Source organism: Ferrimicrobium sp., from assembly GCF_027364955.1.
Classification (GTDB): Bacteria; Actinomycetota; Acidimicrobiia; order Acidimicrobiales; family Acidimicrobiaceae; genus Ferrimicrobium.
In genome coordinates this window covers 38,649-58,675 of record NZ_DAHXOI010000001.1, presented here as the reverse complement: position 1 = coordinate 58,675, position 20,027 = coordinate 38,649, and the positions used below count along the sequence as shown (strand labels likewise).

General features: G+C 57.7%; 21 protein-coding genes. 1 reads left to right on the top strand and 20 read right to left on the bottom strand.

What is annotated here, in order from left to right; genetic code table 11:
- Positions 1-113: 113 nt before the first annotated feature.
- Positions 114-1,793 (bottom strand): methylmalonyl-CoA mutase family protein, encoded by a 1,680-nt coding sequence (locus M7Q83_RS00295; protein ID WP_298334191.1) that lies wholly within the window; start codon positions 1,791-1,793, stop codon positions 114-116.
- Between the two features lie 115 nt (positions 1,794-1,908).
- Between M7Q83_RS00295 and glpX the strand changes: the two genes are divergently transcribed.
- On the top strand, positions 1,909-2,895 hold the full coding sequence (gene glpX / locus M7Q83_RS00290; RefSeq protein WP_298334189.1) for a class II fructose-bisphosphatase: 987 nt from the start codon (positions 1,909-1,911) through the stop codon (positions 2,893-2,895).
- On the opposite strand, the gene M7Q83_RS00285 is transcribed toward glpX, so the two are convergent.
- The 19 genes from M7Q83_RS00285 to rho all read right to left on the bottom strand — a co-directional run bounded on the left by M7Q83_RS00285 (position 2,853) and on the right by rho (position 19,970).
- Positions 2,853-3,797: a 2'-5' RNA ligase family protein gene (locus M7Q83_RS00285; RefSeq protein ID WP_298334187.1), complete on the bottom strand. Its 945-nt coding sequence runs from the start codon at positions 3,795-3,797 to the stop codon at positions 2,853-2,855. The two genes, glpX and M7Q83_RS00285, sit on opposite strands and share 43 nt — an antisense overlap.
- A gap of 24 nt (positions 3,798-3,821) precedes the next feature.
- Positions 3,822-4,214, bottom strand: a complete 393-nt coding sequence (locus M7Q83_RS00280; RefSeq protein WP_298334185.1) for a F0F1 ATP synthase subunit epsilon — start codon at positions 4,212-4,214, stop codon at positions 3,822-3,824.
- Entirely contained in the window at positions 4,214-5,692 is a 1,479-nt protein-coding gene (gene atpD / locus M7Q83_RS00275; protein WP_298334183.1) for a F0F1 ATP synthase subunit beta, read from the bottom strand. The genes M7Q83_RS00280 and atpD overlap by 1 nt, the downstream gene beginning before the upstream one ends.
- A 2-nt stretch (positions 5,693-5,694) precedes the next feature.
- On the bottom strand, positions 5,695-6,603 hold the full coding sequence (gene atpG, locus M7Q83_RS00270; RefSeq protein ID WP_298334181.1) for an ATP synthase F1 subunit gamma: 909 nt from the start codon (positions 6,601-6,603) through the stop codon (positions 5,695-5,697).
- 6 nt (positions 6,604-6,609) lie between these two features.
- Positions 6,610-8,136, bottom strand: a complete 1,527-nt coding sequence (gene atpA, locus M7Q83_RS00265) for a F0F1 ATP synthase subunit alpha (protein WP_298334180.1) — start codon at positions 8,134-8,136, stop codon at positions 6,610-6,612.
- A gap of 12 nt (positions 8,137-8,148) precedes the next feature.
- Positions 8,149-9,015 carry a F0F1 ATP synthase subunit delta gene (locus M7Q83_RS00260; protein ID WP_298334178.1) on the bottom strand — a complete coding sequence of 289 codons (867 nt, stop codon included), beginning with the start codon at positions 9,013-9,015 and terminating at the stop codon, positions 8,149-8,151.
- 2 nt (positions 9,016-9,017) lie between these two features.
- Positions 9,018-9,536: a F0F1 ATP synthase subunit B gene (gene atpF / locus M7Q83_RS00255; RefSeq protein ID WP_298334176.1), complete on the bottom strand. Its 519-nt coding sequence runs from the start codon at positions 9,534-9,536 to the stop codon at positions 9,018-9,020.
- Positions 9,537-9,547: 11 nt separating this feature from the next.
- Positions 9,548-9,811, bottom strand: a complete 264-nt coding sequence (gene atpE / locus M7Q83_RS00250) for an ATP synthase F0 subunit C (protein WP_081900972.1) — start codon at positions 9,809-9,811, stop codon at positions 9,548-9,550.
- Between the two features lie 97 nt (positions 9,812-9,908).
- Positions 9,909-10,679: a F0F1 ATP synthase subunit A gene (gene atpB / locus M7Q83_RS00245; protein WP_298334172.1), complete on the bottom strand. Its 771-nt coding sequence runs from the start codon at positions 10,677-10,679 to the stop codon at positions 9,909-9,911.
- Positions 10,676-11,098, bottom strand: coding sequence for a hypothetical protein (locus M7Q83_RS00240; protein ID WP_298334170.1), 423 nt, complete (start codon positions 11,096-11,098; stop codon positions 10,676-10,678). The genes atpB and M7Q83_RS00240 overlap by 4 nt, the downstream gene beginning before the upstream one ends.
- Position 11,099: 1 nt before the next feature.
- Positions 11,100-11,441: a hypothetical protein gene (locus M7Q83_RS00235; protein WP_298334168.1), complete on the bottom strand. Its 342-nt coding sequence runs from the start codon at positions 11,439-11,441 to the stop codon at positions 11,100-11,102.
- Between the two features lie 85 nt (positions 11,442-11,526).
- Positions 11,527-12,669, bottom strand: coding sequence for an MraY family glycosyltransferase (locus M7Q83_RS00230; RefSeq protein ID WP_298334167.1), 1,143 nt, complete (start codon positions 12,667-12,669; stop codon positions 11,527-11,529).
- Position 12,670: 1 nt separating this feature from the next.
- A complete protein-coding gene (gene glyA / locus M7Q83_RS00225; RefSeq protein WP_298334165.1) occupies positions 12,671-13,951 on the bottom strand; it encodes a serine hydroxymethyltransferase in 1,281 nt (426 codons plus the stop codon).
- A gap of 110 nt (positions 13,952-14,061) precedes the next feature.
- Positions 14,062-14,760: an L-threonylcarbamoyladenylate synthase gene (locus M7Q83_RS00220; protein WP_298334163.1), complete on the bottom strand. Its 699-nt coding sequence runs from the start codon at positions 14,758-14,760 to the stop codon at positions 14,062-14,064.
- Entirely contained in the window at positions 14,757-15,575 is an 819-nt protein-coding gene (prmC, locus tag M7Q83_RS00215; RefSeq protein WP_298334160.1) for a peptide chain release factor N(5)-glutamine methyltransferase, read from the bottom strand. The genes M7Q83_RS00220 and prmC overlap by 4 nt, the downstream gene beginning before the upstream one ends.
- Positions 15,562-16,638: a peptide chain release factor 1 gene (gene prfA, locus M7Q83_RS00210; RefSeq protein ID WP_298334157.1), complete on the bottom strand. Its 1,077-nt coding sequence runs from the start codon at positions 16,636-16,638 to the stop codon at positions 15,562-15,564. Before prfA ends, prmC begins: the two co-directional genes overlap by 14 nt.
- On the bottom strand, positions 16,631-17,611 hold the full coding sequence (locus tag M7Q83_RS00205; RefSeq protein ID WP_298334154.1) for a hypothetical protein: 981 nt from the start codon (positions 17,609-17,611) through the stop codon (positions 16,631-16,633). The genes prfA and M7Q83_RS00205 overlap by 8 nt, the downstream gene beginning before the upstream one ends.
- 15 nt (positions 17,612-17,626) lie before the next feature.
- Complete coding sequence (gene rpmE, locus M7Q83_RS00200; protein ID WP_298334737.1) at positions 17,627-17,845, bottom strand: 50S ribosomal protein L31; 219 nt, start codon at positions 17,843-17,845, stop codon at positions 17,627-17,629.
- A gap of 373 nt (positions 17,846-18,218) precedes the next feature.
- Positions 18,219-19,970 carry a transcription termination factor Rho gene (gene rho / locus M7Q83_RS00195; protein ID WP_298334150.1) on the bottom strand — a complete coding sequence of 584 codons (1,752 nt, stop codon included), beginning with the start codon at positions 19,968-19,970 and terminating at the stop codon, positions 18,219-18,221.
- Positions 19,971-20,027 lie beyond the last annotated feature (57 nt).

Here is a 20,027-nt window from a genome sequence, read left to right as displayed (position 1 = left end):
ACGCGAGAGTAATCGATTCTGGCAGGCTCGCGCTCGACCACAGCCTCTCCCACACAACCTCTCCCGCTCGGTACCGACCCATGCTCAGCCGTGAACAAAGAGCGAGGGATGGCTTAGATGCCAGGCTCCTCGTAATAACCAAAGACTTCGGCGAGCGCCTCCATGACCTCTCCAACCGAGACCCGCGCCCGTGACGCACGGATCAACGGCTCCATCAGGTTCACCTCAGGGTCTCGTGCATTGGCCTGCAATTCGGCAAGCGCGCGAGCGACCTCATCAGAGTCTCGCCGCTGGCGGACATCGTGGAGCCGCTGTACCTGGAGTCTCTCTACCTCTGGACCGATCACCAAGGTATCGATGGGCTCCTCGTTCTCAAGGACGAAGTTATTCACGCCGACCACAATGCGATCTCCAGCAGAGATCTTTTTTTCAAGCTCATACGCGGAGTCAGCGATCCGGTTCACGTGATAGAACGTATCAATGCCAAGTAGCGCGCCCTCGAGCATGGACCCATCACCCAACTCAGCAATCTCGGCAAAAATCTCCTCGGCCTGTCGCTCCATCTCTCGGGTTAACTCTTCGACGAAATAAGATCCACCCAATGGGTCGACCACGTTCGTCACGCCGGTCTCATAGGCCAAGATCTGCTGGGTGCGAAGTGCGATCCGGGCCGCCTTTTGCGTAGGCAACGAGAGCACCTCATCCATCGAGTTGGTGTGAAGGCTCTGCGTGCCTCCAAGTGTTCCCGCTAACGCCTCAATCGCCGTGCGAACGATATTGAGCTCAGGTTGCTGGGCAGTCAAAGAGACGCCAGCAGTCTGGGTATGAAATCGAAGTAGCCAAGATCGGGGATCCTCTGCATGGTAATGCTCGCGCATCCAGCGCGCCCAGATACGACGTGCTGCCCGATACTTAGCGATCTCTTCGAAGAAATCAATGTGCGCGTTAAAAAAGAACGACAGTTGTGGCGCGAAATCATCAATCTTGAGCCCGGCGGCTAAACCCGTCTCCACATAGGCAAAGCCATTGGCGATCGTAAAGGCCAACTCCTCGGCCGCCGTGGACCCTGCCTCGCGGATATGATAACCAGAGACCGAGAGGGGATGCCACTTGGGCATCTCGGCAGCGGCAAAAGTCATGGTGTCACGCACGAGACGCATCGAGGGCCGTGGCGGAAAGTAGTACTCTTTCTGGGCCTGATACTCCTTGAGAATATCATTCTGCAACGTTCCACCGAGCTTATCCCTCGACACGCCACTCGCCTCAGCTACTGCTACAAAAGAGGCCAAGATAAAGGCAGCTGGCGAGTTGATCGTCATCGAGGTGGTGATATCACCGAGTCGAATGCCAGTAAAGAGCGTCTCCATGTCATCATAGGTGTCGATAGCGACACCACACTTGCCAACCTCACCAAGCGACTTTGGGTCATCTGAGTCCCGTCCCATCAGGGTCGGGAGATCAAACGCCACCGACAAGCCGGTACCACCAGCGGCCAGCAGCTCGCGAAAGCGTTCGTTGGTCTCCTGAGCCGACGAAAACCCCGCAAACATCCTCATGGTCCATAGCTTGGTCCGGTAACCACTGGCGTAGATCCCCCTGGTATAGGGGTAGCTACCGGGTAGCTCCTCATGCTCCGCGAGTACAGCCTGTGACCCCGTAGTCGTGGTTGCAGCATCAAGAGGGCCTTGACTGGTATAGACCGGAGCAAGTTCGATGCCTGAAAGTGTCTCGAAACGATCCTGCCTCTTCGGAGCGCGGCCATAGCTCGCCACCCACTCATCAAAACGTGTCATATGCGCTCAGTCTAGTCTTTTTGCGCACCGTGGACATAAGAACAATACGAGTGGTACATAGGCCCGGGACTTGGCATTGCCCCCACGCAGACCACCTTGTGCTACCATACTCTAGATGATCGATAATACGCCACCTGATCGCAACCTCGCACTCGAAATTGTCCGAGTCACAGAGGCAGCGGCCCTCGCCTCGACCCAATGGGTGGGACGTGGGCAAAAGGAGTCAGCGGACGGCGCAGCCGTGAACGCCATGCGCAGTGTCCTCGATGTGGTTGCGATGGACGGAACCGTCATCATCGGCGAAGGAGAGAAGGACAACGCACCAATGCTCTTTAATGGTGAGCATGTTGGTGATGGCACCGGCCCCAAAGTCGATATCGCCGTCGATCCCATCGAAGGTACCACCCCAACGGCGATGGGACGCAGCGGCGCAATGAGTGTGATCGCGATCGCTGGCACAGGATCGATGTTCTTTCCTGGTCCGATCGTCTACATGGACAAGCTCGCTACGGGACCGGAAGGGGTAGGAGCCGTCTCACTCGATCTCACCCCACGAGAAAACGTCGTAGAACTAGCGAAAGCCCGACACTGTCAGACTGCGGACATTACCGTCGCTATTCTGGATCGACCTCGCCATGGAGAGCTCATCGAGGAGGTCCGTGCAGCCGGCGCCAGGATCTTTCTGATCGGTGATGGTGATGTCGCTGCGGCCCTCCTCACCGCCCTACCATCGTCCAACATCGATATGCTCCTGGGCATTGGCGGCAGTCCCGAAGCGGTGATCGCCGCCGCTAGCCTCCAGTGCGTTGACGGAGCTATTCAAGCACGGCTGTGGCCACGTGACGAGACTGAGAAGCAACGCGCTATCGACGCCGGCTACGATCTCGATAAGATTCTCCACACCTCAGACCTCGTCAACTCCCAGGACTGCTTCTTTGCCGCCACCGGAATCACGGACTCCGAACTACTGCGGGGCGTTCGCACGCATCGCGATCAGGCGATTACGCACTCCATCGTGATGCGCTCGCGAAGCAAAACCGTGAGAACGATCGAGGCTGTTCATCGCGTGGAGAAGCTTAAAAACTTCCATCTGATGGCGTAAGAGCCAGCCAACACCTGCGAATCGGCCATGGCCAAACCGGGGTGGTCGAGACTCAACTGATCGAGGCCTAACAACCGTGCTGCCTCCGGACTCATCGACCTGGCTCCAAAGGCATCAAGGATGTTGGTCGACGACTGCCCGACAATGGTGGCAGGTCGCAGGTACTCCATCAGCTCCTCGACGATCAGTTCGTCGAAACCACACCCAATGAGGTCACCATCGAGTAGCACCGGGTCATTGAGTATCCAAACTCCACTTGGACCACCTATTGCCTCGCCCCAACCGAGCAGCTCTCCCGAGACATTCAGCAACCAACAACTTATCGAGGGCGCAGATTGGGGGTGCGACAATGGACTCGATTGTGATACGACTGCCACAACTGATCGATGTGCGCGACGTCGCAGACCACCAAAGCCTACGAGGGCCCGTAGGAATGGTCGCCAACGTCTCCTTTGCCCTCGTGCATCGGCGACCAGCAGGGTTACTTCACTCGCCTGAACCGCCAAGGTGTAACGCGCCAACCGCTCCCGGAGGACGGAACTCGCATCAAGATCAAGGTCCTCTACGACCGTCACATGGGGGAGGTAGGGGCGTTCATCCGGCTGAGCCACCAAACGATCATGCCACTGCCTAAGGGCCCCTCGGCCAACCACGACCGGGAGATGTCCCGTGATCCGGCGATTCGCGAAGATGTCAAAGCCGCTCAACTCGAGATCGACAGGTGCCACCTGTGTGCTCAAGGCACCGATCCTGCCCACCCACAACCACGCCTCCATCGGAGTGCAATCCACTGGTGGAGCAAGGGTGATATGAGGAGGGATCCAATCAGTCGACCTTGATCCGAGAAGCCTTCTGACAACGTTGAGTTCCGTCTCGATTGGATCAGCAAATGTTACCGCCACACAGCACCGAACTCGCGGCGTCACCTAGTCGATCAGACTCCCCCGAAGCTCGAGAGACCGCAGTTCAGCCTCCGCGATCGCATCATCAAGCTCCTCTAACCGCTCCTCGTAGCGCTGCCTTCTGCGCCGAAGAGACTCCTGTTCAACGTCGCTAGCCAACTGGGCGTCATTGGCCAAAACCACCACACGATTACCGCCGGCTCGAACCAGTCCGCCATCAATCACAATCTGGAAGGAATCGCCCTGACTCCTCACCACCGTGCCCAGACACACCTCCACCTCTCCGACGAAGGGGGCATGATGCGCAAGGAAGGCAGCATCCCCGAGTGCCGAACGAAGGGTGAGGCTTTCAACCTCCTCGTCAAAGAGCACTAACTCCGGGTTAGCGATCACCAGATTGAAGGTCTCGTTCGCCACTATGCATCCATCTCCTTGGCTCTCGCGAGAACATCCTCGATGCCACCGGAATTCAAGAACGCCTGCTCAGGAACGCCATCGAGGTCCCCTCGTACGATCGCCTCAAACGACTCGATCGTCTCATTGATCGGCACATACTTGCCCTTTGCCCCGGTGAAGATCTCGGCCACAAAGAAGGGTTGCGAAAGGAACCGCTGGATGCGACGTGCCCGCGAGACCGTCACCTTGTCCTCCTCGGAGAGTTCATCGAGCCCAAGGATGGCGATGATGTCCTGAAGCTCCTTGTAGCGCTGCAGAATCTGTTGGACGTTCCGGGCAACCTGGTAGTGACGCTCACCAACGATATGGGGCGCGAGAATATTCGAGGTCGAGGCGAGTGGATCCACCGCGGGGTAGATGCCCAGCGACGCGATCTGACGAGAGAGCTCTGTCGTAGCATCCAGGAAGGTAAAGGTCGTAAACGGTGCGGGATCGGTATAGTCGTCAGCCGGTACGTACACGGCCTGCAACGAGGTAATGGAGCGCCGCTTCGTGGAGGTAATACGCTCCTGCAGCGCGCCCATCTCATCGGCGAGTGTGGGCTGGTAGCCAACTGCCGACGGGAGTCGACCCAACAAAGCCGAAACCTCGGAACCTGCCTGAACGAAACGGAAGATGTTATCGATAAAGAGCAGTACATCCTGATCTTTGACATCGCGAAAATACTCTGCCATCGTCAAGGCCGAGAGAGCGACGCGGAGGCGAACTCCCGGCGGCTCATCCATCTGGCCATAGACCAAGGCCGCCTTCTCAATCACCCCGGACTCCTCCATCTCCAGGAGCAGATCGGTACCCTCTCGAGTCCGTTCACCAACACCCGCAAAGACCGAGACTCCACCGTGCTGCTGTGCCACTCGGTTGATCATCTCCATGATCAACACGGTCTTGCCAACCCCGGCTCCGCCGAAGAGGCCAACCTTACCGCCCTGCACATAGGGTTCCAACAGATCGATCACCTTGATGCCGGTCTCGAACATCTGCGCCTTTGGCTCAAGGTCATCAAAAGGTGGTGGATCCCGGTGGATCTCCCACACGTCTTCGATGTCGACCAGCTCCGTCGCGTTCAATGACTCGCCGATGACGTTGAACACATGCCCTAAGACACCGGAACCAACCGGAACCTTAATCCCATGGCCCAAGTCAGTGACCTCAGCTCCACGACGTAGACCATCCGTCGGCTTGAGACAGATGCAGCGAACTCGGCCATCGCCGAGCTGACTCGCCACCTCAGCCATGATGACGACGGTTTGGCCATCGATCTCGGCCTCCATCGAGACCGCCATATTCACCTCAGGGATAGATTCAGGAGGGAACTCTACGTCGACCACCGGCCCCGCAATCGACACCACACGACCAAGCGCCTTTCCCTGAGAAGAAGAGGTGTCGGGAGACCCCGTCTCCGTCGATCCAGTCTCAGTCGGCTTAGTATCCATCTCCATTGTTACCTCTCATCTCCACTCATGGCTCGGTCACCCTGTGCGAGTGCCTCAGCGCCACCTACTATCTCGGTAATCTCCGTCGTGATCGCGTCTTGCCGGACTCGGTTCATGGCCCGGGTCAAGTTACGAACCAGCTCCGTTGCGTTGTCTGTCGCGTTCTTCATCGCTCGTTGTCGGGCTGCATGCTCTGCAGCAGAGGCCTCAAGTAGGAGTCCAAAGAATTCGGCCACCACCAGTTGATGTAGCGTCGTATCGATCACGTTCTCCAAGGTCGGCTCAGCCTCGAAATCAAAGTGGGCAACCTCCCCGGTGGAACCCTCATTGAACGTGGCTGGGTCAATGGGGACCAACGTGGTCTCCTCCAGTCGCTGCACTCCGAGTGAGTAGAACCGGTTCGATACGACAACGACACGTCCTACTTCTCCAGCGTCGACTCGCTTCATGATCGGTCCGATGATCGAGTACGCCTGGTCGAGCGTAGGCAAGTGTGTGACCCCATTGATCTGCACGGCACTCGCAATCCCCCGGAATTGGAGATAGTTTTCAATCCTTCGCCCAATACCGATCAATTCAATCGGTCCCTCGATCTGGCGCACCTGCTCTTCGTAAGCTCTGATGACCGCGCTGTTGTAGCCTCCACAGAGCCCCCTGTCCGAGGTGACAAGGATCAAGACCGTCGTGGTGCCTGCAATGCCCGTACGCGTCAACGGCGGGCGATAACTTGGAAGCGTCACCAGCAACTCCCGCGTCAGCTCTGAGATCTCCCTGAAATAGGTCCGAGCCCCACCGATACGCCCAACAGCCTTTACGATACGCGAGGCCGCAATGAGTTCCATGGCTTTCGTAATCTTCTTCGTCGAGTTAACACTCCGAATTCGACCCCGAAGAGCCCGTTCCTTCCCACCTGGCACGAGACCCTAAACCTTTACTGAGGTGGCGAACCCACCCGCGAAGGTGGTGATTGCATCCGTCAACGCCTGCTTGTCCGGCATCTTACCATTGGCATTAATCCCGTCAATGAAATCAGGGTGTCGAGCCTTCAAGAACCCAATCATCTCAGCCAAGAACTTCGACACATCACTCACCGGCAGCGCGTCAAGAAGACCGTTGGTACCCGCAAAGATGCTCACTACCTGCTCGGCAACGGAGAGAGGAGCTCCTTGATTTTGTTTCAACAGCTCAGTCAGTCGATAACCACGATCGAGCTGTGCCTGCGCATACTTATCCAGTTCAGAGCCAAAAGTGGCAAAGGCCTCGAGTTCACGGAACTGGGCAAGATCCAATCGTAGGCTTCCAGACACCTCTTTCATCGCCTTGGTTTGCGCGGCACCGCCAACTCGTGACACCGACGTCCCGACGTTGATCGCCGGACGAAGACCAGAGTTAAACAGGTCAGAGTCGAGAAATACTTGACCATCCGTGATCGAGATCACGTTGGTAGGGATGTAGGCCGAGATATCCCCTGCCTTGGTCTCAATGATCGGTAACGCCGTCAGCGAGCCCCCACCAAGCGCGTCGCTCAGCTTCGCCGCGCGCTCAAGAAGCCGAGAATGAAGATAAAAAATGTCACCAGGATACGCTTCACGTCCCGGTGGACGACGAAGAAGCAACGAGAGCTGCCGATAGGCGTCAGCCTGCTTCGAAAGATCGTCATAGACGATCAGGGCGTGCTCCCCATTCTCCATCCAATGCTGGCCCATCGCACAGCCTGCATACGGTGCAAGATACTTGAACGGCGCAGCCTCAGATGCAGCCGCTGCCACGATCACCGTATACTCAAGCGCCCCATGTTCACGCAACGTGTCAACAACTGCCGCGATAGAGGTACCTTTCTGCCCAATAGCCACGTAGATACACTTCACACCCTGGCCACGCTGGTTGATAATCGTGTCGAGCGCCACCGTCGTCTTACCAGTTTTGCGGTCTCCAATGATCAATTCACGCTGACCACGTCCAATCGGAGTCATGGCATCGATAGCCTTGATTCCAGTCTGTAGCGGTTCTCCAACCGGCTTGCGCTGGACAATACCTGGCGCCTGCACCTCAAGGCGACGCTGTATTGTGGAGTCGATAGGACCAAGCCCGTCGATCGGTCGACCGAGCGGATCGACAACTCTACCGAGAAGTGCATCGCCCACCGGAACTGACAGGATCTCGCCCGTCGACTTCACTAACTGGCCTTCGGAGATACCGGACTCCTCGCCGAGGACAACCACGCCGATCGTATCCTCTTCGAGGTTGAGCGCGAGGCCAACCGTCCCGTTGGCAAAGCGCAGCACTTCATTCACCGCCACCGAGGGGAGTCCCGAGACCGAGGCGATCCCGTCACCGAACTCCAGCACTCGGCCGACCTCTTCGCCTGCGGTCGTCGTCGCGTACTCCTGTAGTCGCCGCCGGATGACATCAGCGATCTCCGACTTATCAATTTTCAACTCTACCGCCATCGTCTCTCCTTGTTATCGCCCGGCAAGCAACTGCTGGGCCCTCTGTAGTTCTCTGGCAACACTCACGTCGTAGACCCGATCGCCAATGACGGCGACCATGCCACCGATGAGTGTTTCATCGACTCTCCACTCGACGATCAGCTCGCGCCCAATACGATGCTCGAGCGTTGACGCAATCCGCGAACGGTAGATATCATTGGCTTGACGAGCGAGTGTCACTCGGGCAATCTGGCTCTCGATCAGCCTGGAGCAGTCACCAATGATCCTCTCGAGCGACTCCGCTAGGGAGCGCGGGTTGCTCACAGCAACGACCGCGCGAATAACCGACAACGCCGCCGGTGAGACTCGCCCTCCAAAGAGGTCCTCAACAATGTGAATACGCTGCTCTGGATCGCCGCCAAGACCTGACAGCACCCTTCGCAACGCAACGTCTCCGGCCAACAACTGTGTCACGCTGATGAGTTCATCCAGCATGAGCAACAGAGCATCTCGATCGAGATCGCCCATGATCGCGTGTGCATATCCTCGCGCGCGCGCACCAGTCACCGTCTCGATTCCGTCACCAAGGACGTAAGTGCTTTGCAGCACAGCTTCAAGACCCGCCAGAATTTCGGGAATATCCCCCGCCAACTCGGTCTCCACCACATAGCCAGCGAGCGCAGCGACCCGCACGTCCACACGATCGCTCAAGAGCTCAACCAACACTGATCGTCGGACATCAGAACGGAGGCCACGGTCGATCAGTACATCGGTCAATTCGACGGAGTCGGTCACGAGCGCCGCGACCGCCGCTATCTCTTGTGTTATGCGTGCCAACTCATCACTCCTGATCCCAAGATCACGAGTGGCGATGGCGAATCCACGGGTTCGCTCTCTCATGTCTACTCCGAATCCGCCTCCGCGAGGAAGGACTCCACCAGGGGATCTACCTCACTCGAGGCGAGTTCATGCGCGAGTATCCGAGTGGACAGTTCGATCGCCATGCCAGCCAATTCACCCCGAAGCTCAAGGATCAGCCGGGATCGCTCAGCCGCTACCTGCAGCTGAGCCTGTTCACGTACCATCTGGGCCTCACGTTGTGCCTCAGCCGCTGCTTCTTGGCGCAGCGCCTCACCGGTAGCTCGCGCATCCTCGATGATGCGCTGGCCCTCTTCGCGTGCGCGACCAAGCTCAGCGCGGCGCTCCTCTGCGAGACGTTCGGCGTCCCGACGCGCCGACTCAGCGGCCTCAAGATCGTCTCTGATCTTGTCACTGCGCTTGGCCATCATGGAGGCCACTGGAGGGAAGGCATACTTCACCAATATGACCAACAAGAGGCCGAAGGAGATGACCGACCAGATAATCTCCCCTGTCGAGGGCAAAATTGGGTTCGGCGACTGCGTAACTACTCCGAAAAGCACGAAACGATTCCTTAACCGGTGTACTTCAAGAGGACGAAGACAACGAACCCGATCAGAGCGAGTGCTTCAGCGAGCGCGAAACCCAGGAAGGCCAACGACCGAACCGGTCCAGCGGTCTCCGGTTGCCGTGCGATCGCCGAGATCGCCTGACCAAAGATAATTCCAATACCGATTCCAGGTCCTAGCGCAGCGAGACCGTAGGCTAAACCCGATCCAAGCTCTGCGAGACCCTTCCGTAAGTTGACATTTGCCGCAACCGCGATAATTGTCGCCATCATGCTATGCATATAACTTGCTTTCCTCTCCATTTCAACATTCGATACCAACTCCTTGATGAGCTTCAGCGCTCACGGCGAACTTCAGACCAACTCCTTAGTGCCCACCTCCCAAAGATTCGCCTAAGTAGACGGCGGTCAAGATGGTAAAGATAAAGGCCTGCAGAAAACCGACGAAGATCTCGTAGCCTGTCAACACCACCAGGGTAGCCGCTGGTAACGGCAACACAATCAGGCCAATGCTGCGAACGAACAGCGCCTCCGAGATCACCGCAAACGTCACCAACAGGAGGTGGCCAGCGAGCATATTGCCAAACAATCGGACGGCGAGAGCAAAGGGGCGGACGATGAAGGTAGAGAGTAACTCGATGGGGACAAGGAGTATCAGCAGTGCTACCGGCACTCCACTCGGGACAAGCGCTGATTTGAAATAGCGACCAAAGCCTTGCTTTTTGACGCCTACCACAATAAAGGTGACATAGACGATGAGCGCAAGAGGGATCGTGACGCTCGTTCGTGCGGTCGCCGGCATCTGTATAAAGGGAATGACTTCAAAGAGGTTGTTGAACAGGATGAAGAAGAACAGTCCGGTGAGCCACGGCACCCACGCTAGCCCCTCTTGACCCATCACGTCGATCACGACGGAGTTGGTGATAAAGTCGATCGATGACTCCATGATGTTCTGGATGCCACGGGGAACGAGCTTCTGGCGCCGTCCAGCGACAAAGAACAGCGCAAGGGTAATTGCCGCCGAGAGCAGTGTGAGGACGGCGATCTTGTTGAACATGAGCGCCGTGCCACCAAAGGCGATCGGCTTCCAGTTCAGCAGCTCCGCTATGGGCGGAAAGTTAATGCCCGCAAAAATCATCTGACCAATCTCCAGGGAGCAAGACCATCATCGCCCAAACGCCCAGAGACCCGGCGCGCCTCGATAATCACCGCAGCGAGGTGGCCGAGAATCACCACAAGGCCGAAGACGATAAGATCCATCCAGTGCGCATGCGCAACCGGAATGATCGCCGCCGTGAGCACTCCGAGCCCGATGAGCAGTGCGAGAAAAGCAGCGGCCATCAAACCCGTCATACCAAATTTGGCACCCTCACGGAAGAACGCGATCATAATGGCGAAGTTGACGGCGACTAACGCGAGACCATACAACGCGGACCACAAACCTCGATCACCGGCAAGAGCCCACGAAATGGCAACCGCCACTGGGGCGACGATGAGCAGCCGGATGAGAAAGCCTTTGGCGATACTCACCTCAGGCTGAATAGGTGTGCTAGACACGCTACTCGTCCCTCCTCAGCCACGCATCGGCCTGACGAACGTCGTCAGAGAGTTCAAGATCTGACTCGAGCAAACGCGAAACACCACCTCTCTCGGGACGCCGCGTCTTGACTGGCACAGGAGTGCTGTCGATCTCCGCCTTCGAGCGGTAATACATCGACAAAATTGACCCCACAACTCCAAAAACGGCTATTCCTACACCCCACGCCCAGGAGTGCGTCCACTGACCAACCACGACGGCGACAACGAGCGAAAGCACCATGGTCCCGAAGGACTCAATCATTTTGGCAATTGCCTCGCTAAAACTCGCTACCATACCTCGGGCCACTGACGGGCTGTCCACGATCGAACCTCTTCCGAACCAAACCTTAGTTACTCTACCAGCTACAGACCAACCAACTGCCATCCGGAACGCAAACCAGAATAACTCACCGCCTGATCCCGCTATCCCTTCGACGAATCACTTGCAGCGCCCTCCCGCTCCGCGAATGCGTTCCCTTCAAATCAGGATGGAACAGCGTATACAGTAGCACCCCAACCGCCGCAACAGCAATGGGGAGTTCGAATCCGAGGCCACCAACATACGTAGGGAGCAGCGCAAAGGCCGACAAAATGGCTGTCCATGCCCAGAGGATCGCCACCGAGCGGCGCGGCCCATGCCCCATCTCCATGAGGCGGTGGTGAAGGTGCTTTTTGTCGGGCGTCGCAAAGCTCACATGATGGGCAGTGCGACGAAGTACAGAAAACACTAAGTCCGCCATTGGGACTCCTAATATCACAAAAGGAATAACCAATGGTGCAAAGAAAAAGAACGTCTGGTCGGAGACGTTGGCGGTCCGGCCCCCTACGACCGAGGTGCTGGCAGCCAAGAGGAGCCCGAGCAACATGGCGCCGGTGTCACCCATGAATATCTTGGCTGGGTTCCAGTTGTGGGGCAAAAACCCGACGCAGACTCCAAGTATCGCAAACGCGATCAGTGGTCCGATGGAGGAGCTCGGCAGCTGCCCCAACGCCTCAAGTCGCAATGAATAGAGACCAAAGGCGAGCGATGCGATCGCGACGATACCAGAGGCGAGGCCATCAAGGCCATCGATAAGGTTGATGGCGTTCTCCATGGCGATCACCCAAATCGCCGTCAACAACGGTGTCAATGAGTTCGAAAGGACAACGATACCAGCGAAGGGAACCTTGAACCAGAACATCGTCACGCCAAAGACCCAAAGCAATGATGCCGACAACACCTGTCCCGCGACCTTGGCGGGAGCAGACAGATTCCACACATCGTCGATCACACCGATACCCGTGATGGCGATCGCAGCGAGGAGCACCCCCATCGGTTCGGAGGAGTCAGTGAAGACGGGACGAAAGGCATGCAGCAGACTGCCGAACCCCATCGCCGCCCCAAATCCCACCAACATACCGATTCCCCCAAGGGTCGGTGTCGGCTTGAGGTGAGCCATACGACCGCCAGGCTGTACGACTTGACCGGTCCGGAATGCGATTCGTCGAACGATCGGCACCACCAGAAACGTAACGATAGCTGCGACGAACGCTACCAGGACGTATTGCACATTACCTCTCGAGCGGCGGAGGGAAGGCTCGACAGAGTTCAGCTATCTCGTGCCGCACCTCCAGAGGGGTCTGCTCATCGTCAGTGCGCAGCACCCGCGAGATCAGCGCAGCCACCGTCTTCATCTGATCGGTGCGCATACCCGTCGTCGTCATTGCAGCGGTACCAAGACGCAGTCCGCTGGTGACAAAGGGTGAGCGAGGATCGAAGGGGATCTGGTTTCTGTTGCAGGTGATCCCCGCACGATCCAGCCGATCTTGCGCGGTACGTCCATCGAGTTCTGGATCGAAGTCTCGTAGATCTACCAAGGCCAAGTGGACATCGGTACCTCCCGAAACGATGCGAAATCCCTCAGAACTCAGTGCATCAGCGAGCACGCGAGCGTTCTCCACAACGCGCTCGGCATACTCCCGAAAGGAAGGGTCGAGCGCCTCTGCAAAAGCGACGGCTTTTGCGGCTATCGCATGCTCGAGGGGGCCTCCCTGCAGTCCTGGAAAGACCGCTTTGTCAAGCGCTTTACCAAGGTCCTCGTGGGCAACGATTGCGGCTCCTCGAGGACCGCGCAAGGTTTTGTGTGTCGTAAAAGTCACGACATCGGCACCCCGTGCCCCGGATCGAGTGAAGAGTGGGTTGGGATAGACCCCTCCGGCGATCAACCCAGCCACGTGAGCAGCATCAAAGAGAACCAAGGCCCCGACCTCGTCGGCAATTTCGCGGATCGGATCGACCTCTATGATCCTTGAGTAGGCGGTAGCCCCCACCACAATCAACTTTGGTCGTTGCTCGAGGGCGAGTTGACGCATCTGGTCGAGGTCCAACCACTCCCGATTCGGATCCGATTCACGTACTCCATAGGAGATGAAATCATAGATCTGGCCGGAGAAATTTACTGGCGAACCATGGGTAAGGTGTCCACCCTGGTCGAGCCTCATGGCAAGTACCCGATCTCGCGGTGCAAGCAGTGCTAAGTAGGCTGCCGCATTCGCGTTTGCACCGGCGTGTGGTTGGACGTTGGCATAGGGAGCCCCAAAGAGCTGTTTGCACCGCTTACGAGCGAGGTCCTCAACCTGATCAACGACCTGATTACCCCCGTAATACCGACGACCAGGATAACCCTCGGCGTATTTGTTGGTCAACACGCTTCCCGTCGCCTCCATCACCGCTCGAGAGGTGAAGTTTTCAGAGGCGATCAGCTGCAGCGTCGTTCGCTGTCGTTCCTCTTCCTCGCTCAGAAGTCGCGCTACTTCAGGATCTTGGCTCCAGAGCAACTCAGTAGAACGCAACAGGGCACCCCCTTTCGAATCGTCGACCCACGACTGCATGGAATCGATACCACTGAGTGTAGGGGAAGCCCACCTTGAAAGCCTACGGGATGAGCCCATGACAACCGGGACTAGCTCATAGGAGTTGTAAGCCCGGGGAGTCGCTCGGCAACGACCTCATAGGCTAATGCCCCCTGTCGGACGATCGTTGGAGGCTGGCAGGTGAGGTCAACGACGGTCGATGCGATGGTCCCGGCCGCACCATCCCCTAATGGATCGATCGCTAGGGTAAGGGGGGCATCGTAGGATCCAGCCGTCAATGCAGCGATGGCCCCCTTGACGCTAGTTTCGGTAGCCACGCCATGTCGGTTGGCCGAAGAAGCAGCGAGCGGCATGTCCCGACAGAGTGCACGGAGCCATGGTACCGCTGGAACCCGAAGTGCTGCCGTTCCAACTGTCGGGTTCACAGCCTCTCCGAGTGGATCATCGATATCGACGATCACCGAAAGCGGCCCTGGCCAGAGATCGGCAATCCGCGACAATGGCCCCATCATCGACGGTGTAGCCAATCGCACCGCCATCGCAACGCTATCGATCAATACCGGTGCGGGAGTCGCGCTCGTGCGTCCCTTAATGCGTGCAATATTCGCGACTGCCAGGGGGTTACGAGCGTCGGCGAGGAGACCGATGACGGTATCGGTTGGAGCGATGACACATTGTCCATCGCGGAGTTCCGACCGCACCCACTCGATAGCAGCGGATTCGTCGCGTTCAACGATACGGCCCGTTCGCAGGTTATAGACCAGCATCGGTGACGGCTGGTGCATCATCGCCGAGCCACCACAAAACGATCTCTACCAACCAAATCCTGTTTGATAACGGCGCCAAAGGAGGCGTTGCGAGCAATGGCAACTACCTCAGCGCCCTGATCAGCGCCGATCTCTACGACAACTGCGCCGTGTCCTTGCTCCAGATGACAAGCTGCATGCGCGAAAATGACTTCGTAACACTCTAGACCAGAAGTTCCAGCTACCAGCGCTTCTCTTGGCTCCCAGTCACGGACAACCGGGTCCAGTCCAAGCCATTCATCATCAGTCACATACGGCGGGTTCGAACAGATAACGTCGAAACGCTCTTGGGGTTCCACCGCCTCCCACCAGCAACCGAAACGGAGCTCTACGCTTTGGTCGAGTTCCAGCTGGCGAAGATTCGCAGCGGCCAGCGCCAGGGCACCCCTAGAAAAGTCGGTCGCCACGACTTGGAGCATCGGAAACTCCTGGGCAAGGGATGCCGCAATAGCCCCGGTGCCAGTACCCAGCTCTAAAACCCTTCCCGATCCCATTTTATCTACTTCTGCGACGACAAGGTCAACCAGCAGTTCCGTCTCTGGACGAGGGATAAGTGCCCGACGGTCCACCTCCAAGTTCAGCCATCGAAATTGCCAGCTTCCCAGCACGTATTGGAGTGGCTCACCCTGATCTAAACGTGACCGATACTCGGCAAGCACGGCAACCGCAGGCTGCCCGGTACGTGCCGCGACCTCCCTGGCTGCTTGGTCCAACCAGCGCTGTTGCACCCGGGTAGGGGAGGCGGGAGAAGGTGCGAAGGCGGTGACAGCCTCGCACGTAAAATCAGCGACCATCATCCTGATCAAGTAGCTGTGCGGCGCGCTCGTCCTGGATCAGCGCATCAGAGATTTCAAGAAGGTCGCCCATCAAAATCTGGTCAAGACGATGCAGCGTCAGTTTGATCCGATGATCAGTGACCCTGTTCTCCTTGAAGTTGTAGGTGCGAATCTTCTCAGAGCGTCCGCCACCGCCAACCTGGGACTTCCTCGTGCGCGAAAGCTCCTCGTTCACGCGGTCCTGTTCCGCCTTAAGTAGTCGCGCTCGCAACACCTGCAACGCCTTGGCACGGTTCTGTATCTGACTCTTCTCATCTTGCATCGCCACAACGATCCCGGTAGGTATATGGGTAATCCTCACCGCCGAGTCCGTGGTGTTGACCGACTGTCCTCCTGGGCCTGTCGATCGATAGACGTCGATCCGGAGATCATTGGGATCGATCTGGACCTCAACCTCGTCAGCCTCAGGCAATACCGTTACCGTTGCGGAAGAGGTATGCACTCTTCCTTGGGTCTCGGTAACTGGCACCCGTTGGACCCGATGGGGGCCCGCTTCATGCTTCAAGCGACGCCACGCATCATCCCCTTTGACCAACAGCGAAGCAAAGTTATAGCCGCCAAGCTCAGACGGATCTGCAGCCAGCATCTCGACGCGCCACCCCATCCGGTCACCAAAACGCTGATACATCTCCGTCAAATCTTTAGCAAAAAGGTTCGCCTCTTCCCCACCTTCAGCCCCACGAATCTCAAGGATCACATTACGACCATCGTTTGGGTCCTGTGGCAACAGGAGGATCTCAAGCTCCTCTGTCTTTATGGCGAGAGCCGTTTCGAGGGAGGCTATCTCATCCCCCCAAAGGGGCCGCTCGTCGAGGGGGGCCGCCTGGTAGAACTCAGTGGCTGCCGCAAAATCCTCCTGCAGCTTGTCGACCTCACGCAGGGTCGCGACGATCGCCTCGAGCGCCTTGTGACGCCGTGCGACCTCGCGAGCTCGATGCTGATCCTGAAACAGCTTCGGATCAGACATCTCCTCGATGCTGCGCTGATACTCGAGCTCGAACTTTTCCAGACGCCTATCAGCCACCGGTTAGCTCCTTGACCTCGATCGAATAGGGAACTCCTACTAGCCTAGCCAACTCCACGAACGCCTTCATTGGTTCTCCATCAAGTACGTAGGTGACCTGTCTCGCTTGACCAGCCAGCCGCCAGAGAGCAGCCGTCTCCACGACGAGCCATAGGTCAACCGCACTACCAAATCCGCAGAAATCCTGGCCCGTTTTCGCGTAGGCACGCGACCTGGCCTGTCCAACCGTACCGAACTCGATGGGCATGACCTCAGGGTGCTCCACTCGGAAACGTGATCGCAGGAGACGGCCCAATGCGACCCGGGAAAAATCGAATCGACCTTGGCGGCGCTCGCGTGACCCCAGCAGCGTCAAGAGAACCTCTCGGGCGAATGCCTCCAGCGACTCTGGCGTCATCAGTGCCTCCTTGGCCATCGCCTGGTCGCGCGGATCAATACCCACAACGAGGGACTCGCCCGCCATCCCGAGTACTGGAATCCCTCGATACTCCGCAAAGACAGAACCTTGATACCACGCATATTCGGGTTGCGCCGCTCGCCCAAAGACCTGCTGGGCCAACGCTTGCAATCGAACCGGGAGTGTGCCAGGGGCGACTGCCGCCAGGGGAGACGGCGGACAGAGCCGCGAGAAGACATCCCGATGCAGCTCCAACACCTCAACGTCAGGGGTGGCCCTCGCAAACACCGAGTTAAAGTCCTCAACCGCCACCAAAAGGTGATCATCGCGATTGCCAACGTGAGTCGGGAGAACAACCTTACAGGGATACTCCGGATAGCGTCGACGAGCTTTGATCACCTGACCAAGTACTGTCTTCGCCGAAGGCACTGAGAAACCAGCAGCTGGCACTGGCCAAACGACGACGGCGTCAGAGGTGAGACCGATCCACCAGGAATCCCCCACCTCCCACACCGTCGCGAACGGGCCATACGTCCGAGCGACAACTGACGCAGGTGTTAACTCAGTTGCATCCAAGCCACGAGCCTCGAGCTATTGTGCTCGATTCTTGGAACGGTCACCATAGCGGCGTTGGAAGCGCTCGACACGGCCTCCGGTGTCCACCAACTTCTGCCGGCCCGTGTAGAACGGATGGCACTCGTTGCACAACTCAATGTGTAGGTCAGCCTTGGTCGAACGAGTCACAAAGGTGTTTCCGCACGAACAATGCACGGTAGCCACCACGTACTCTGGATGAATATCACTCTTCATAATTTCCTCTGTCCTATTCTTCCCATGGCGACCCCAAAAGGACGCCCTCTCATCCGGAACCGAAACAACACGCACGCCCGCGAGCCGTCTCGTTGGCCGGATCTTCAGCATCGCCAAGACCCCGCCACTGACATCATCCACACCGCCAGCAACACCGGTATCGCCGATTGATTCGGACTGAACGCCCGCTCTCGCACCGCAACGGAAGCGCCAAAGCATCCATTCGGTCTCCGGAGTCTCAGACTCGCTTGCCAACCATTGGTGACAGCGCGCCACGAACTCCGAGTTCACACAAAGGCGAACAGACTACTACCGCGAACTCCGCCCATCAGCATAGCGTACGATCCCCTGTGGCCGTTAACGCCTGATCCCCTTATTGCATTCCCGAGCTGCGGGCTATCTCCGCGAGGAACTCGCTATTCGATCGTGTACTACGAACCTTATCGAGCAACAACTCGAGTCCTGCTGCGGCCGTCCCATCTTGGGTGATCGCATTCAAGACCCTCCGGAGCTTCCAGATCTGGTTCAGATGATCACGCGAAAAGAGTAACTCCTCGTGGCGGGTAGAGGAGCCGTTGACGTCAACAGCAGGATAGAGCCGACGCTCTGAAAGTCGGCGGTCAAGCTTCAACTCCATGTTACCGGTTCCCTTGACCTCCTCAAAGATCACCTCATCCATTTTCGATCCGTTCTCAACCAAAGCGGTCGCGAGGATGGTGAGCGATCCCCCCTCCTCGATGTTGCGCGCCGCGCCAAAGAACTTCTTTGGTGGATACAGTGCTCCTGAGTCAATACCACCAGACATAATTCTGCCGCTGGCGGGCTGGGCAAGGTTATAGGCGCGAGCCAAACGAGTGATGCCATCGAGGATGACCACCACATCTTTGCCCATCTCAACCATACGTTTCGCGCGCTCGATCGTGAGCTCGGCCACCTGGGTGTGCTCCTCTGCAGGACGATCAAAGGTCGAGGCAATCACCTCACCCTTGACCGAACGGCGGAAGTCAGTAACCTCTTCAGGTCGCTCATCCACGAGCAGCACAATGAGCGCGACATCTGGATTGTTCCGTTCGATCGCATTCGCGATCTCCTTCATGATGGTCGTCTTGCCGGCTTTCGGAGGTGAGACGATCAACCCACGTTGCCCCTTGCCTATCGGCGCGATGAGATCAATGATCCTTGGTGTGATATTGGTCGGGTCGGCACTGGTCTCAAGCGTGAGCCGCTCATTCGGGAAGAGCGGAGTGAGATCCTCGAACCGACGACGTGCCTTCGCAGTTTCTGGATCGAGACCCGTAACGGTATCCACCCTCGATAGTGCAGGATACTTCTCCGTCGATCCAGCAGGCCGGGCTCCACCAACGACGATGTCGCCACGCCGCAGACTCATCCTCCGCGCCAATGATGCAGGGACGTAGACATCATCTTTTGAGGAGAGATAGCCCTTTGTGCGAAGAAAGCCATAGCCATCATCACGCAGATCCAGCACACCAGAGACGGTCACCAGCTCTACCGCTTGCTGGCTATCTGATCTCTCCGAACCCTCCGGACGGTCCGTTCGATCCTTGCCTCGCCGATTGCGTCGAGAGCGACGCGAAGCCCCATCTTCTCCGCGGGGTTGCTGGGAGGGACTCGGTGATTCATCCACCTGTGGCGCATTCGTGCGCTCGGTAGGATTCACCGTAATGGGCGGAATCAGTGTCGCAAGACCACCGCGGGTACCCTCAGCGCGCTTCGACTCGCTCGTCCCATTGGTAGGACGATTATGACTGCTGGCCCTCGCTTGCGAAGCCTCCTGGCGGGACGTCCCATCGGGAGCCGACCCGTTCGTGCTGGATCCGTTCGTGCTGGATCCGTTCGTGCTGGATCCGTTCGTGCTGGATCCGTTCGTGCTATCGCGTTGGTGTGTCTGAGCAGACGAGGCGACGCCTCGTTGCTCCGCCGGGCTACCGTGTTCCCCAACAGGCTCCCCAGTGGCGGATCCGCCTCCGGTTCCACGACCTTCGATCATCGAGATCAGCTCTGCCTTTCTCAGCCGAGCAGAGACCTTAAGATCGAGCTGGCGAGCAAGCCCCATCAGTGTCTCTTTATCAAGCGATTCAAGTGCACCAGACGATACGTCCATCAGTTCTTTCCCTTCTTTGCCAAGGAACTTGGCGAATTGAGTGACGAGGTATCCATC